Below are 15841 nucleotides of genomic sequence, written 5' to 3'. Positions count from 1 at the left end.
CGCCCCGCCGGCCGGCGCCCGCACGCTGGCGTGCGGCTCCCGCCGGCCCGCCTCAGCGCCGGCCCGCCTCAGCGCCGGCCCGCTCAGCGCGGGCCCGCTCAGTGCAGGCCGGCCACGAGCCACAGCGCCACGACGGCCAGCGGAACGGTGAGGACGACGGCGGCGAGTCCGGCAAGCGCGAAGCCTCCCCAGCGGATCTCGACGTTGAGCGTGCGGAGCCGCTCATGCCAGAGCAGTGTGGCGAGGGACGCCCACGGGGTCACCAGCGGGCCAAGGTTCACCCCGATCAGCAGGGCCGCCAGCCGTGCCGGTGATCCGCCCGCGGGTTCCAGTGCGAGGTAGGCCGGCAGGTTGTTGACAGCATTCGACGCTCCCACGCCCAGCCCGGCGAGCTGCAGCAGCGCGGGCAGGCCGTCCCCGGGGCCGGCGATCCCTGACACCAACCTGGTCAGGCCGTTGGCATGCAGGGCCTCGACCACCATGAACAGGCCCGAGGTGAGCATGAGCGGCCGCCACGGGATCATGGACCAGCGCAGCGCCGATCGGCGGCGCCACAGGAACAGCGCCAGCAGGATCGCCGCCGCGGCCAGCGCCGGAATCTGCACCGGCACGCCGGACACCAGCGCCGGAAGCAGGAGCACCATCACGCCGGCCGCCGAGGAGAGCAGCACCCTGTCCCGCACCGGGTGGACCGGCTGCGGCCCGTACCGACCGCGGAGATCCCGCCGGAACGCCAGCCACAGGATCCCCAACGGGACGAGGATTCCCACCAGGGCCGGCGCCCAGACCAGTCCGGCGAAGGCGGCCGGGCTGAGCCTGAGCCGGTCCTGGGCCAGCAGATTGGTCAGGTTGGACACCGGAAGCAGCAAGGACGCGGTGTTGGCCAGCCAGATGGTGGTCAGCGCGAACGGCAGCGGCGGGATCCGGGCGTGGACGGCCAGCAGCACGACGACGGGCGTCACCAGCACCGCCGTCGTGTCCAGGGACAGGAACACCGTGGAGACGGCGGCCAGGCCGATCACCAGCAGCCAGAGCAGGGTCACCCGGCTCCGGCCCAGCGCGGCGAGACGCTCCGTGACCACCCGGAACAGCCCGGCGTCGTCCACGAGTTCCGTCACGAGGGACATGGACACCACGAACGCCAGGACCGGCACGGTGCGCGCGGCCAGCACCTGGAACGCCGGCCCCGGCAGCAGGCCGGAGGCCAAGGCAGCCGCCCCGGCCAGCAGCATGCCGGCGGGGAACAGGTAGCTCTTCAGCTTCGTCAGCCGGCCCCAGCGCTTCACAGCCTTATCCTCGCACCTGGCACGTCGCACCCCGGGCCGCCGGGCGCCAGCCCGACGTGCCCCGGGCCGCGGAGACGGTAACTTTGTACCTATGAAGTATGCCCAATCTGTTCTGGACCTCATCGGCCGCACCCCGCTCGTCAAACTGAACCACGTCACCGACGGCATCGGGGCGACAGTCCTGGTGAAGCTGGAATACCTGAACCCCGGCGGCTCGATCAAGGACCGCATCGCGGCGAAGATGATCGACGAGGCCGAACGCACCGGCAAGCTGCTGCCCGGCGGGACCATCGTGGAACCCACCTCGGGCAACACCGGCGTCGGGCTGGCCCTCGTGGCCCAGCAGAAGGGCTACCGCTGCATCTTCGTGGTTCCGGACAAGGTGGGCGAGGACAAACGGGCCGTGCTCGAGGCCTACGGGGCCGAAGTGGTCGTGACCCCCACCGCCGTCCCCCCGGACAGCCCGCAGAGCTACTACGGTGTCTCGGACCGGCTGGTCACGGAGATCCCCGGAGCGTACAAGCCGGACCAGTTCTCCAACCCCGCGGCGCCGGCCAGCCACTACGAAACCACCGGACCGGAGATCTGGAACGACACCGACGGCCTGGTCACCCATTGCGTGATCGGCGCCGGCACCGGCGGCACCATCACCGGCACCGGACGGTACCTGAAGGAAGTCTCCGCGCACCGGCCGGCGGACGCGGGCGGGGTGGTCAGGATCATCGGCGCCGACCCCGCCGGGTCCGTGTACTCCGGCGGCACGGGCCGGCCGTACTTCGTCGAGGGCGTGGGCGAGGACATGTGGCCCGCCAACTACGACAAGTCCGTCCCGGATGACGTCATCGCCGTCAGCGACGCCGACTCCTTCGCCATGACGCGCCGGCTGGCCCGCGAGGAAGGCCTGCTCGTGGGCGGTTCCTCCGGCATGGCCGTCGTCGCCGCGCTGCAGATTGCCCAGGACCTGCCGGCGGACGCCGTCGTCGTCGTCATCCTGCCGGACTCCGGCCGCGGCTACCTGGCCAAGATCTTCAACGACCAGTGGATGCGCTCCTACGGCTTCCTCGCCAGCAGCGACGAAACCTCCTCCGTGGGCGAGGTGCTCAAGGCCAAGACCGGCGAACTCCCGGACCTGGTCCATATCCACCCCAACGAGAGCGTCCGGGACGTCATCAACATCATGAACGAGTACGGCGTCTCGCACATCCCGGTGCTCTCCCAGGAGCCGCCCGTCGTCATGGGCGAGGTGCTGGGCGCCGTCGACGAACGCACCCTCACCGCCAAGCTCTTCCGCGGCGAGGCGAAACTGTCCGACAAGATCTCCGAACACATGGGGGAACGCCTGCCCGTGATCGGTTCGCTCGAATCGATCTCGACGGCCCGCGAACTCCTCTCCGACGCCGACACCATCATGGTGACGTTTGTCGGCGCCCCGGTGGGGATCCTGACCCGCCACGACCTCCTCGCCTACCTCAGCAACTGATCCGCCGGTTGAGCCTGTCGAAACCAGGATCTCGACAAGCTCGATCACCGGATACCAGCCGAAAGGAACTCCGTGTCTAAAGAAAACCCCGGTTTCAACACCCGCGCCGTGCACGCCGGCCAGGCCTTCGAGCCGCGCACCGGCGCCGTGGTCCCCCCGGTGCACTTCAGCACCACCTATGCCCAGGACGGCATCGGCGGCCTGCGCTCCGGCTACGAGTACGGCCGCGGCACCAACCCCACCCGCGACTCCCTGCAGGAACAGCTCGCGGCGCTGGAAGGCGGCACCGCCGCATTCTCCTTCAGCTCCGGTCTGGCCGCCGAGGACTCCCTGATCCGCGCCCTGGCCCGTCCCGGCGACCACATCGTGCTCGGCAACGACGCCTACGGCGGAACCTACCGGCTGATCAGCCGCGTCCTGGGGGAGTGGGGCATCACCAACACCCCGGTGGACATGTCCGACGTCGACGCCGTGGCGGCCGCCATCGCCGCCGGCGGAAGCAACGGCGGCACCACCCGCCTCGTGTGGGTGGAGACGCCCTCGAACCCGCTGATGAAGATCACCGACATCGCGGCCCTGGCCACGCTGGCGCACGACGCCGGCGCCCTCCTGGTGGTGGACAACACCTTCGCCTCCCCGTACCTGCAGACCCCGCTCGCCCTCGGCGCGGACATCGTGGTGCACTCGACCACCAAGTACATCGGCGGGCACTCCGACGTCGTTGGCGGCGCGATTGTGGTCAACGACGCGGGCCTGGCCGAGAAGATCGGCTTCGTGCAGTTCGCCGTCGGCGCCGTCTCCGGCCCGATGGACGCCTTCCTCACCACCCGCGGGCTCAAGACCCTGGGCGTCCGGATGGACCGCCACAGCGACAACGCCCAGGCCGTCGCCGAATGGCTGCTGGAGCGCCCCGAGGTGGAGGCCGTGCTGTACCCGGGCCTGCCGTCCCACCCCGGCCACGAGCTGGCCAAGAAGCAGATGAAGAAGTTCGGCGGCATGATCTCCGTGCAGTTCAAGGGCGGCGAGTCGGCGGCGCGCAAGGTCGCCGAATCGACCTCGGTGTTCACCCTCGCCGAGTCCCTGGGCGGGATCGAATCCCTGATGAACTACCCCTCGGAGATGACGCACGCCTCGGTCAAGGGCACCGAACTGGCCGTCCCGGTCAACCTGATCCGGCTCTCCTGCGGCATCGAGGACGTCGAGGACCTCATCGCCGACCTCGAGCAGGCCTTCGCCGGCCTCTCCGGCCCCGAGTCAGGCAGCTAACAGCCCGTGACAACCGCCACCACCAGGGCCGTCCCGTCCACCACCCGCGGCTGGCTCGCGACGGCGGCCGGCGCGCTCGCCGTCGTCGTCGCCCTGGTGGTGCTGTACTCCTCCTACATCCCGCTCATGAACGACTTCGAGGTCTACTTCTACGGCGGCAGCCGGGTGCTGCAGACCGGCGAAACAGGCGTCAACGAACTCTATGCGCCGCGCGACGGGCTGCCCTTCACCTACCCGCCCTTCGCGGCGCTGCTGTTCGCGGCCCTCGCGTCGCTCGGCCAGGGTGCGGGGAGCCTGGTCTTCACCACGACGGCGCTGCTGGGCGCGGCGGTCGTCTCGGCGTGGCTGGCACGGCACTACTTCGGCCTCGGCCGGTGGCGGGACGCCGCCGCCGACTGGCGGTTCCGGGCCGTGGCCCTCGCCGGCACCGCGGCGATCCTGCTGCTGGGGCCGTGGCGCGACACCTTCGACTTCGGCCAGATCAACATCATCCTGATGGGACTGATCCTGGCCGACTTCGCGCTGCACGGGAAAGTGCGGGCCGGGGAGATCCGCTGGCCCGCGGGGCTCCTGATCGGGATCGCGGCCGGCATCAAGCTCACTCCGCTCGCGTTCGGGCTGTACTTCCTGGTCCGCCGCGACTTCAAGGCCCTCGGCTGGATGGCCACCGGATTCTTCGGCTCCCTTGCCCTCGCCTGGGCCCTGCTGCCCACGGCCTCGGTGACGTTCTGGACGAAGATCCTTCCCGACACCGGGCGGATCGGCGGCCCGGCCTATGTGGACAACCTCTCCGTCAAGGGGCTGCTGCTGCACCTGGGCCTGCCGGACTCCGGCGTGACGAGCGTGGTGTGGCTGGTGCTGGCCCTGGCGCTGGCCGCCGTGGCCGCGCTCGCGATCAAATGGGCCGTCGCCGCGGACGAGAACTTCGTGGCCGTGTCCGCCACCGCCGTGCTGATGCTGCTGGTCAGCCCCGTGTCGTGGTCCCACCACTGGGTCTGGATGGCAGTGGCGCTGCCGTGCATGGGGTTCGCGATGCACCGGGTGCCGTCCCGGGACGGGAAGATGCGCCTCGCCGGCTGGATCATCGTCGCCGCCTCGGCGGTGGCCTTCTACCTGACACCCAAGTACCTCGCGGTCATGGCCGGGGCGCAGGAGTGGGGCAAGGATCCGCAGGCCCAGGGCCAGCTCATCGCCGCGAGCCTCGGCGTGGTCTGCGGCATGGCCATGCTGGTGTACTGGGCGCTGGCCTACCGGCCGTCCCGCGCCGCACTGCGCCCGGCCCGGTAGCCCCCGGCCGCTGCCACCACCCCGCCACCCCCGCGACTCCCACCTGAGCCCTCCCTCCCCTCCCCGAACGGGCAGTTCGCGCCCCGGATCCGCTAAAAACCGGGCGCGAAGTGTCCGTTCGGCGCAGGGTCTAGCTTTCTTGAAAAGAGTCAGCTAGGGTTTCCTGCATGGCACTCCGATCCGACTGGTCCCAACGCAACTGCAGCATGGCCCGCGGCCTGGACATCCTCGGCGACCCCTGGGGCATGCTGGTGCTCCGCGAGGTCTTCTTCGGCAACGGCCGCTTCGAGGCCATGAAGAACCGGCTGGGCGCGGCCGATTCCGTCCTCAGCCACCGGCTCGCGGCCCTCGTGGAGTCGGGGCTGCTCACCCGCCAGCCGTACGACGACGGCGGCCGCACCCGCCAGGAGTATGCGCTCACGGCCAAGGGGGAGGACGCCCTGCCGGTGCTGAACGCCGTCGTGCTCTGGTCCGAAAAGCACCTGCCCGCGCCGTCCGAGCAGGCCCACATGTTCGTCGTCCACAGCGGCTGCGGCCAGCGGACCTCCTCCGCGGACAGCTGCACGGCCTGCGGGGAACGGCTCACGGCCGGGAACACCAGCTGGCACAGCCTGACCCGGACAGCGGACCCCGTGCCACTTGCCACGGCGGCCTCCACCCCGGCTACGCTGGCGAAATCCTCCTCCCAGAACGGAACCGCGGCATGAGCGCTCCCAAGACCACCCTCCTTCAGGCTCCCAAGCGCCGGATCCATCCGGCCTGGATCGTGGCCGCCGTGGCCTTCCTCGCGCTGGTGGGCGCGGCCGGGTTCCGTGCCGCGCCCGGCGTGCTGATGGTGCCGCTGCAGAACGAATTCGGCTGGTCCACCACCGTCCTCTCGGCCGCCGTCAGCATCAACCTTGTCCTGTTCGGCCTCACGGCACCGTTCGCCGCCGCCCTGATGGAGCGCTTCGGTATCCGCGCCGTCACCTCCGTGGCCCTCGTGCTGATTGGTGCCGGCAGCGCGCTGACGGTGCTGGTGAACCAGTCGTGGCAGATCCTGCTGACCTGGGGGCTGCTGATCGGGCTGGGGACGGGCTCCATGGCGCTGGTCTTCGCCGCCACCATCGCCAACACCTGGTTCGCCAGGAGCCGCGGCCTGGTGATCGGCATCCTCACCGCAGGCAGCGCCGCGGGCCAGCTGGTGTTCCTGCCGTTCATCGCCCTCCTGGCCCAGGATCCCGGCTGGCGGCAGGCCTCGCTGCTGATCGCCGCGGGCGCGCTGGCCGTGGTGCCGCTCGTGCTGAAGTTCCTGAAGAACTCACCGGCCGACGTCGGCGCCCTGCCTTACGGCGCGGAGGTCCAGGGAGCGGAAGTCCAGTCCCCGGAGGTCCAGTCCCCGGAGGAAAGCGAACCCCGGACGGCTGGTGGCCCGGTCACGTCGGGCGCTCCCGGGGTGGCGGCCGCGCCGGACGGGAACATGCCCGGCGGGAACGAGCCCGGCGGGAACGCCGCCGTCCGGGCCCTGCAGGTCCTCAAACGGGCCAGCAAGGTGCGCACGTTCTGGGCGCTCGTCGCCGGATTCGCCATCTGTGGTGCCACCACCAACGGGCTGATCGGCACCCACTTCATCCCCTCCGCCCACGACCACGGCATGGCCGAAACCACCGCGGCCGGGCTGCTCGCCGTCGTCGGGATCTTCGACATCGTGGGCACCATCGCGTCCGGCTGGCTCACCGACCGTTTCAACCCGCGGATCCTGCTGGCCGTGTACTACCAGTTCCGCGGGATCGGGCTGCTGGTGCTGCCGCTGCTGCTCAGCGCCACCGTCCAGCCCAGCATGATCGTGTTCGTCGTCATCTACGGGCTGGACTGGGTGGCCACCGTCCCGCCCACCGCCGCGATCTGCCGCCAGGTGTTCGGCGCCGACGGCAGCGTGGTGTTCGGCTGGGTGTTCGCCGCCCACCAGTTCGGCGCGGCCGCGGCAGCACTGGCAGCCGGCGCCGTCCGCGACGCCACCGGGCAGTACTCCTACGCCTGGTTCGCCGCGGCGGCCATGTGCACCATCGCCGCCGTGATCAGCGCGACCATCCGCAGGGACGCCGGCAGGAGGGACGCGGTGCCGGTCCCGGCGTAGGGCTGGATGCCCTCCTGGTCAGGAGGAGAGGGCTCTGCGCCGGACCTCGGCGCGGTCCCGGGGCACTTTGGCACGGACACGCCGTCGTTTAGCAGCCCAGGTGCCCGGATCGGCTCCAAAGTCCCCCCGGACGGCGGCGGCATCCGATCAAAACCGGCCGGAAACTAGCGGAAGGCGGCCAGGCCGGTGATGTGCTGGCCCAGGATCAGGGTGTGCACCTCATCGGTACCCTCGTAGGTGCGGACCGATTCGAGGTTGACGGCGTGCCGCAGGGGCGAATAGTCCAGGGTGATCCCGTTCCCGCCCAGGATGGTGCGGGCCTCCCGGGCGATCGCGATCGCCTCGCGCACATTGTTGAGCTTGCCGAGCGAGATCTGCTCCGGCCGCAGCTTCCCGGCGTCCTTGAGCCGCCCCAGCTGCAGGGCCAGCAGCGTGCCCTTCTGGATCTCCAGCAGCATGTTCACGAGCTTCTCCTGCGTGAGCTGGTACCCGGCGAGCGGCCGGCCGAACTGCAGCCGCTCCTGGGAGTACCGCAGCGCGGCCTCGTAGGAGTCGCGGGCGGCGCCCATCGCGCCCCACGCGATCCCGTACCGGGCCTCGTTCAGGCAGGAGAACGGCCCGCGCAGCCCACGGGCGGCCGGCAGCAGGGCCTCCGGACCCAGCCGGACGCCGTCGAACGTGATATCGCACTGGATCGAGGCGCGCATCGACAGCTTCTGCCCGATCGGCGTCGCGGTGACCCCGGGAGTTCCTGTGGGGACCAGGAAGCCGTGGACGCCGTCGTCGGTCATCGCCCACACCACCAGCACGTCCGCGACGGAGGCGAGCCCAATCCAGCGCTTGGCGCCGTCCAGCACCCAGCCGGCGTTCTGGCCCGTGCCGTCACGGCGGGCGAAGGTGGTCATCGACGCCGGGTCGGAGCCGGCTGCGGGTTCGGTGAGCGCGAAGCTGCCGATCAGTTCGCCCGCGGCCATCCGGGGGAGCCACTCCTGCTTCTGCTCCTCCGAGCCCCATTTGTGGATGGCCGTCATGGCCAGGGATCCCTGCACCGAGACGAAGGTGCGGATGCCGGAGTCGCCGGCCTCCAGTTCCATCGCGGCCAGGCCGTATTCGACGGCGGAGCGGCCGGGGCAGCCGTAGCCCTCCAGCGCCATACCGAGCACCCCGAGCTCGCCCAGTTCCGGAGCCAGCTCGAGCGGGAAGACGCCGGCGTCGTACCACCCCGCGATCCCGGGGCGGATCCGCTGGTTGGTGAAATCGCGGACCTTCTCGCGCACGGCCAGCTCTTCGGCGCTCAGCAGGGAATCGATCGCCAGGACATCGGATACATCGGCAACTTCGGGAAGACGGCTCATTCCAGCATCCTACGGCGCCGGCTACACCGCGGGGGCGGGCTGATTCCGGAAGTAATCCCGGGTGGCCGGCGCGAACCGGCACACCACGGCCAGCACCACCCCGAGCGCCAGCAGCACCACGCCGCTGACGAACGCCCCGCCCACACCCAGGATCCGGGTGCCGCCGTAGCCCGGATCCCACATCTGCACGGCCGAGATGAAGAACGCGGCGGTGAGCAGGAGTGCCCCGAGCAGCGGCAGGATGCCCCGGAACCAGAGGTTGCGGGCCGAACTGCCAAGGGTCCCGCGGAAGTACCAGACGCAGGCGAAGCCGGTAAGGGCGTAATAGAAGGCGATGAACAGGCTGATGGAGCTGATGGAATCGGAGAGCAGGTTCTCGCTCACGAGGCTCATCAGCACGTAGTAGGCGATCGCCGCGGCCCCCATGACCTGGGTGGAGAATCCGGGGGTCCGGTTGCGCTCGTGGACCTCGCCGAACTTCGCCGGCAGCGCCCCGTGTACGCCCATCGACAGGGTCCCGCGGGCGGTGGGGAGGATGGTGGTCTGGGTCGAGGACAGCACCGAGGCCAGCACGGCGACGACGATCAGCCAGCCCCACGGGCCCAGCACCGCGTCCTTCATGGCCAGGAAGACGTCGCTCCGGTTGGCCTCGTTGCCCAGGCCGATCCCTTCCGTGCCCACCGAGGCATACATCATCACCAGCAGCGCCACGGACACATAGATGGCCACGAGCACGAACGCGGAGATGACGGCGCCGCGGCCCGGGGTCCTGGCGGGGTTCTCGGTTTCCTCGTTCAGGGCCAGGCAGGTGTCCCAGCCCCAGTAGATGAACAGGGCCAGCAGCGCGCCGTGCACGACGGCGCCGGGATCGGCGAAGGCGCCGACCGGGTTGAACCACTCCAGGTCAAACGCCTGGCCGGCTATGGCTCCGCCAGGTGCCCCGCCAGGTGCCCCGGTAATCCGCACAACGATAGCCAGCGCGAAGATGCCCAGGGACCCATACTGCACGTACGTCAGGACGCGCTGGACATGCTCCCCGAGCCGGATGCCGCGGTAGTTCACCATGGTCATGAAAGCAATGAAGACAACTCCGGTGGCGGTCACCACGAGGCTGTTTCCGGCCAGCGACCCGTCCCCGATCAGCAGCCACAGGTACTGTCCGGCGACCTGGGCGAGGTTGGCGAGGACCACGACGCCGGCCAGCGCCACGCCCCAGCCGCCCAGCCAGCCGGCCCAGGGGCCGAAGGCCCGCCGCGCCCAGATGAAGGTGGTGCCGCAGTCCGGCATGGCGCTGTTGAGCTCGCGGAAGGCGTAGGCGATGAACAGCACGGGCACGAAGCCCAGCAGCAGGATCAGGGGAGTGTAATTGCCGTTCACCGCCACGATCAGGCCCAGGGTCGCCGCGAGCGAATAGACCGGCGCGGTGGAGGCCAGCCCCAGCATGACCGAGTCGCCGAGGTCAAGGATTCCGGCCCGCAGTCCCTTGGCGGGAACCGCGGACGGGCCGCCCGGTCCGCCCGGGCCGCCGGCCGCCGTCGTCGTCGGGGTGCTCATGGTGCGATACCTGCCTTGCTGGAGTAGGCCTGGCCCTGGTTCGAAGCCGGCGGAAGCGGCGCCGGAGCGTCGATGGTGTTCGGCACGAAGCGGCAGAAGTAGTCGGTGACGGGACCGTCGGATTCGCGGATGCCGCAGCCGACGGATTCGCCGCCCACCACCCACAGCCCGAGGACCGGACGGTTGCCGTCGAAGTCGGGCAGGGCGTGGAACTGCTGGTAGCACCAGCCTTCGCGGCCGTAGCCGCCGGGCTGCTCGAGGTGGATGCCGGCGGCGTGGATCCTGATGTTGTCCCCTTCGCGGCCGTGCAGCGGCTTGGCCACCCATTCCTTGAGCGGACCGGGGCCGTCCAGGTAGGCGGGGAGGAGGTTGGGGTGGTCCGGGTAGAGGTGCCAGAGGGCGGCGAGCAGGGCCTTGTTGGACAGGAGCATCTTCCAGGCCGGTTCCAGCCAGCGCGGATTGTGGGCGCGCTGGAGCAGCCGGTGCCCGAACGGCTCCTTCATCATCAGTTCCCAGGGGTAGAGCTTGAAGATGGTGCTGATCAGGAAGTTGTCCAGGTCCACGAAGCGGTTGAGGTTCGGATCCCAGCCGATGTCGGACATGTTGATCCCGATCGTGGTCCAGCCGGCCTGGCCGGCGACGTCGCGCATGTAGGCCGCGGTCATCCAGTCCTCGCCGGATTCCTCCGCCTCGGAGTGGGCAACATGCAGCGTGCTCATGCCGGTGCGGTACTGCAGTTTCTTCCACTGCCGGATCAGGGCCTCGTGGATGCCGTTCCACTGGTCCTTTTCGGGGAAGACATCCTGGAGCCAGAACCACTGCGCGACGGCGGCCTCGATCAGCCCGGTGGGGGTATCGGCGTTGTATTCCAGCATCTTGGCCGGGCCGCCCAAGCCGTCGTAGATGAAGTCGAAGCGGCCGTAGATGTCCGCGTCGCCGGCCTGCAGGGACTCTCCCGCCAGCTCCAGCGCCTCCGCGCCGATGCCGATCGTGCCCATTGCGCCGGTGGCGAGGAACTTCGCGGCTTCCAGGCACATGAGGTGCATGTCCTCGGCGGTCTGTTCGAGGGTCTCCACCTCGTCCATGGTGAATTCGTAATAGGCGCCCTCGTGCCAGTACTCGACGTTCCTGCCGTCGGGCAAGGCGGTGGTCGAGAAGACCAGGCCCTGCTCCTCGATCCGCCGTTTCCAGTCCGGCCGCGGCTCGGATACCAGTCGCTTCATGCCTAGCCTCCCGTGCTTCCGCCCTTGGAGCTGCCGCCGAAGCCGCCCCGGCTGACCGTGCCGCCCTTGGTGCTGTACCCCGTGGACGGCCTCGCGCCGGACGGTACCGTCTTCGTGTAGCTGGGGTAGCCGGAGCGGTTCTGGCCCACGCCGGGCACGCTGGCGCCGCGGGAATAGAAGTACCACGCGTAGAGCGCGGAGCTGCGTCCCGCGCTGCTGCTGTTGCCGCAGTTCGTGTCCTCTACCCGCTCGCCGGTTTCGTCGTTGAAGCAGACCTGGGCGTAGTCGGGCTCCGCTTCGTTGCTGGCAACAATGGCGGTGATGGTGCCGGCCAGGAGTGCTGTCACGCCGAGCCCGACGACGACGGTGCGGCGCTGCGACCGCTTCTTCCGGGCCGCCGCGCCCGCCAGGTCACGCTCGCGTTCGCGTTCAAAGGGGTCAAAGATGGCGTCCGGCGAGGGGCCGGAAGAAGGCGGGGCGCCGGCCGGGGCCTGGTTGAGCAGCTCAGGCCGGAGCTCGGGCTGGGGGACCTGCCACGGCGGCTGCTTCCTGTCCGGCTGTGTCCTGTCCGGCTGCGGCTCCTCCGGGTCCTCTTGCCTGCCCAATGCGTCCCCCTGCTTCCGCCTGCTCGTAACCGTAGGACGGTTCCGTCCTGCGCGATCTTGCTCGTCCCTCCGGTACCCGGTGACCGGGATGCTCCGCTGGAGCTGGTTCAGGCAGCTAAGCGCAGCGGGGCCAGCATCCGCAGCCAGCCTAGCCAACTTCCGGGCCGCCGCCCAAGGAAAAACGGGGGAGAAGACGGCGGGTCCGCCGCAACGCCCTGTCCTGAGCGGCGCCGGGCCTACACTGGTGCCATGGACACCGCATCTGTGCTTGCCGTCTGCCGGGTTCACCAGCTGCTTGAGGACGCGGGCAGCGTCGGCGTGACGGCGATCGACAAGCGCCCAGTGGACGGCCCCGTCCGGGTGCACAAGCTGGGCCTGCGCGGGGACATCCAGGCGAGCCGGATCCATCACGGGGGCGAGGACCAGGCGCTGTACGCCTACTCCCAGGCCGACGCCGACTACTGGGCAGTGGAGCTCGGGCGTGAACTGCCGCCAGGCATCTTCGGCGAGAACCTGCGCATCGCGGGCATCGACGCCACCAGCGCCGTGATCGGGGAACGCTGGAAGATCGGCCTCGACGTCGAGGTCGAAGTGACCTCGCCGCGCACGCCCTGCGCGACCTTCCAGCGGCGGATGGGCGAGCCGGAATGGGCCAGGCGGTTCGCCGACGCCGGGAAGGTGGGCACCTACCTCCGCGTGGTCCACACCGGCACCATCCGGGCCGGGGACCACATCCACCGGATCTTCGTCCCCACCCACGGGGTGACGATCGGGAAATGGTTCTCCGACCCCACCCTGGACGACATGGAGGCCCTGCGCGACGCCGACGCCGACGGCGAGATCCGCCTCCAGCCCGAGTACCACGAGGAATTCGAGAGGCTGCGCCGCCGGCTCGGCGTGTGACCGCCGGCCGTGGCGCCGGCTGCCGTCGCGAGTGCCGTCCGGCTGACTTCCATCCCGCCGGTCCGGAGGGCCGTGTGCGCAAGCTCACCGCCGCCGTCGGCCTTCCGGGTTACCCAAGTGCGGATCCATGCCCTACACTTGAAATATCCCCCACTCCGGAAATCCCTTTTTCCTGCCCAATTCTTGAGGCAGGACTGGCAAGTGTTGGGGCCCGCAACTGTGGTGCGGGCATTTTCATAGGGAGAGCCGGCTAAAGAAAACGCTGTACAGACTGCTGAGATAGCAGCCAAGAGATGCAGCGCGAAGTCCTGCCATGGGATTGCGAAAGCGCCGGACTTCTGTGACCGGCCGGTCAAAGGATGCCCGGCTGCTTACGGTCACGCGTACTGCGGCTCCGCTCACCTCGGGTTGTGCCGCTTGGCCCCTATGGATGAGGAAAATTCACCTATGCCCGAAAATCAGAACAACTCCGTCGAAACCGAAACCGTCGAGATCGACGTCGAGACTTCTGAGACGGCTGCCCCCGCAGCCGGATCCACCACCGGAGCCCCGGTATTCACCGAAGCTCCGGCCGCTGCCGAGGCAGCCCCCCAGGACGACATCAAGACCGAGGCCAAGTCCGAGGACACCAAGGCCGAGGCGAAGTCCGCCCCGAAGGCCGCATCCGAGGATGAGGACGCCGAGGACGAGGGCGTCAAGTTCGTTGACCTCGGCATCGACGGCCGTGTCCTGGCCGCCCTGCAGGACGTCGGCTACGAGAAGCCGTCCCCGATCCAGGCAGCAACCATCCCGCTGCTGCTCGAAGGCCGCGACGTCGTGGGCCTGGCCCAGACCGGTACCGGTAAGACTGCAGCATTCGCAGTACCGGCACTGTCCCGCCTGGCCGAGCTCCACGACCTCAACGGCCCGTCCCGCAAGACCCAGGCCCTGGTCCTGGCTCCCACCCGTGAGCTGGCGCTCCAGGTTGCCGAGGCCTTCACGTCCTACGCCAAGCACATCGATGACTTCACCGTCCTCCCGGTGTACGGCGGCTCCGCCTACGGCCCCCAGCTGGCCGGCCTGCGCCGCGGCGCCCAGGTTGTTGTCGGTACCCCCGGCCGTGTGATCGACCACATCGCCAAGGGTTCCCTGGACCTGTCCGAACTCCAGTACCTGGTGCTGGACGAGGCCGACGAGATGCTCCGCATGGGCTTCGCCGAGGACGTGGAGCAGATCTTCCAGCAGACCCCCGAGGGCCGCCAGGTTGCCCTGTTCTCCGCCACGATGCCGAGCCAGATCCGCCGGCTGTCCAAGCAGTACCTGAACAACCCGGCCGAGGTCCAGGTCAAGTCCAAGACCACCACGGGCGCCAACACCCGCCAGCGCTACCTGCAGGTCATGGGCCCGCACAAGCTCGACGCGCTGACCCGCATCCTTGAGGTCGAAGACTTCGAGGGCGTCATCGCGTTCGTGCGGACCAAGATGGCCACCGAGGACCTCGCCGACAAGCTGCGGTCCCGCGGCTTCCAGGCTGCCGCCATCAACGGCGACATCCCGCAGCAGCAGCGTGAGCGCACGGTCGAGGCCCTGCGCGACGGCAAGATCGACATCCTGGTCGCCACCGACGTCGCGGCCCGCGGCCTTGACGTGGAGCGCGTCAGCCACGTGGTCAACTACGACATCCCGCACGACACCGAGTCCTACGTCCACCGCATCGGCCGCACCGGCCGTGCAGGCCGTTCCGGCGACGCGATCCTGTTCATGACGCCGCGGGAGAAGTACCTGCTGCGTTCCATCGAGAAGGCAACCCGCCAGCCGGTGGAGCAGATGCACCTGCCGACGGCCGAGACCGTCAACACGCTGCGCCTGGGCAAGTTCGCCGAGAAGATCACCGAAACGCTCGAGTCCGAGGACGTCGCGGCCTTCCGCGACCTCATCGCCTCCTACGAGCAGGAGCACAACGTTCCGGCCGCCGAGATCGCTGCCGCACTGGCCGTCATGGCCCAGGGCGGCCAGCCGCTCCTGGTCAAGGAACTGCCGGCCGCTCCTGAATTCCAGAAGCGCGAGCGCGCCAAGGACGGCTTCGGTTCACGCGGCCCGACCCGCACCCTGACCGAGGGCAACGCCACCTACCGGATCGCCGTCGGACGCCGCCAGCGCGTCATGCCGGGTTCCATCGTGGGCGCCATCGCCAACGAGGGCGGCATCTCCTCGGCCCAGATCGGCGGCATCGACATCCGCGCGGACCACTCCCTCGTGGAGCTTCCCGCGGACCTCAGCGCCGACCAGTTGAAGGCCCTGTCCCGCACCCGGATCGGCGGCGAGCTGATCCACCTCGAGCTGGACAAGGGCCGTTCACCAGCGAGCGACCGCGGCGGCGACCGTGGCGGCTACCAGGGTGCCAGCCGTGGCGGCGACCGCGGCGGCTTCTCCGGCGGCGGGGACCGTGGCGGCAACTTCAAGGGCAACGGCGGCTTCAAGCGCGAATTCCGCAAGAGCGACGGCGGCCGCGGCGGCTACGCCGGCGGCGGCGAGCGTTCCTCGGCCGACCGCGGCGGACGCTCCTTCAGCGAACGTGGCGTCTCCTCCGACGCGGCCCGCAAGCCGCGCACCGAGGGCGGCTTCACGCCCCGCAACAAGTGGTAGCCAGCAGCTGCTAAGCACTGATTCACCCTGAGAACGGGCCGGCCTGACAGCCGGCCCGTTCCTGCTTAAGTTTCCTTGGTCACATCCGGGTGTCCGATGGTGCCGCGCGGCCGCTCCCGCGCTGTCTCCGGGCCCCTGACA

At 69.7% G+C, this 15841-nt stretch carries 12 protein-coding genes; 7 read left to right on the top strand and 5 right to left on the bottom strand.

Annotation, left to right across the window (positions count from 1 at the left end):
* Positions 1-98: 98 nt before the first annotated feature.
* Positions 99-1232, bottom strand: a complete 1134-nt coding sequence (locus J9611_RS00935; RefSeq protein ID WP_211876836.1) for an ArsB/NhaD family transporter — start codon at positions 1230-1232, stop codon at positions 99-101.
* A 145-nt stretch (positions 1233-1377) separates the two neighbouring features.
* Here J9611_RS00935 and J9611_RS00930 point away from each other — a divergent pair, with 145 nt between their 5' ends.
* The 5 genes from J9611_RS00930 (at position 1378) to J9611_RS00910 (ending at position 7435) form a co-directional block, all read left to right on the top strand.
* Entirely contained in the window at positions 1378-2766 is a 1389-nt protein-coding gene (locus J9611_RS00930) for a cystathionine beta-synthase (protein ID WP_211876822.1), read from the top strand.
* Between the two features lie 72 nt (positions 2767-2838).
* Positions 2839-4032: a cystathionine gamma-synthase gene (locus J9611_RS00925; protein ID WP_211876820.1), complete on the top strand. Its 1194-nt coding sequence runs from the start codon at positions 2839-2841 to the stop codon at positions 4030-4032.
* A gap of 6 nt (positions 4033-4038) precedes the next feature.
* Complete coding sequence (locus tag J9611_RS00920) at positions 4039-5319, top strand: glycosyltransferase family 87 protein (protein WP_211876818.1); 1281 nt, start codon at positions 4039-4041, stop codon at positions 5317-5319.
* 167 nt (positions 5320-5486) lie between these two features.
* Entirely contained in the window at positions 5487-6026 is a 540-nt protein-coding gene (locus J9611_RS00915; RefSeq protein ID WP_211876817.1) for a winged helix-turn-helix transcriptional regulator, read from the top strand.
* The gene (locus tag J9611_RS00910) at positions 6023-7435 is read left to right on the top strand and encodes an MFS transporter (protein WP_211876815.1); all 1413 of its coding nucleotides are present in this window, start codon (positions 6023-6025) and stop codon (positions 7433-7435) included. The genes J9611_RS00915 and J9611_RS00910 overlap by 4 nt, the downstream gene beginning before the upstream one ends.
* A 164-nt stretch (positions 7436-7599) precedes the next feature.
* Here the strand turns inward: J9611_RS00910 and J9611_RS00905 are convergent, their stop codons facing one another.
* Genes J9611_RS00905 through J9611_RS00890 form a run of 4 tightly spaced genes read right to left on the bottom strand, consistent with a single transcriptional unit; the run spans position 7600 to position 12172 of the window.
* A complete protein-coding gene (locus tag J9611_RS00905; protein WP_211876813.1) occupies positions 7600-8790 on the bottom strand; it encodes an acyl-CoA dehydrogenase family protein in 1191 nt (396 codons plus the stop codon).
* Between the two features lie 21 nt (positions 8791-8811).
* A complete protein-coding gene (locus tag J9611_RS00900; protein WP_211876811.1) occupies positions 8812-10344 on the bottom strand; it encodes an APC family permease in 1533 nt (510 codons plus the stop codon).
* Positions 10341-11567, bottom strand: coding sequence for a glutathionylspermidine synthase family protein (locus J9611_RS00895; RefSeq protein ID WP_211876809.1), 1227 nt, complete (start codon positions 11565-11567; stop codon positions 10341-10343). Before J9611_RS00895 ends, J9611_RS00900 begins: the two co-directional genes overlap by 4 nt.
* 2 nt (positions 11568-11569) lie before the next feature.
* Positions 11570-12172, bottom strand: a complete 603-nt coding sequence (locus tag J9611_RS00890) for a Tat pathway signal protein (protein WP_211876807.1) — start codon at positions 12170-12172, stop codon at positions 11570-11572.
* A 249-nt stretch (positions 12173-12421) separates the two neighbouring features.
* Here J9611_RS00890 and J9611_RS00885 point away from each other — a divergent pair, with 249 nt between their 5' ends.
* Positions 12422-13075 carry an MOSC domain-containing protein gene (locus J9611_RS00885; RefSeq protein ID WP_211876805.1) on the top strand — a complete coding sequence of 218 codons (654 nt, stop codon included), beginning with the start codon at positions 12422-12424 and terminating at the stop codon, positions 13073-13075.
* 447 nt (positions 13076-13522) lie between these two features.
* Positions 13523-15700 (top strand): DEAD/DEAH box helicase, encoded by a 2178-nt coding sequence (locus J9611_RS00880; RefSeq protein WP_211876803.1) that lies wholly within the window; start codon positions 13523-13525, stop codon positions 15698-15700.
* Positions 15701-15841 lie beyond the last annotated feature (141 nt).

It is taken from the genome of Pseudarthrobacter albicanus, from assembly GCF_018224015.1.
Lineage (GTDB): Bacteria > Actinomycetota > Actinomycetes > Actinomycetales > Micrococcaceae > Arthrobacter > Arthrobacter albicanus.
This window is presented reverse-complemented; position numbering and strand designations above follow the sequence as displayed.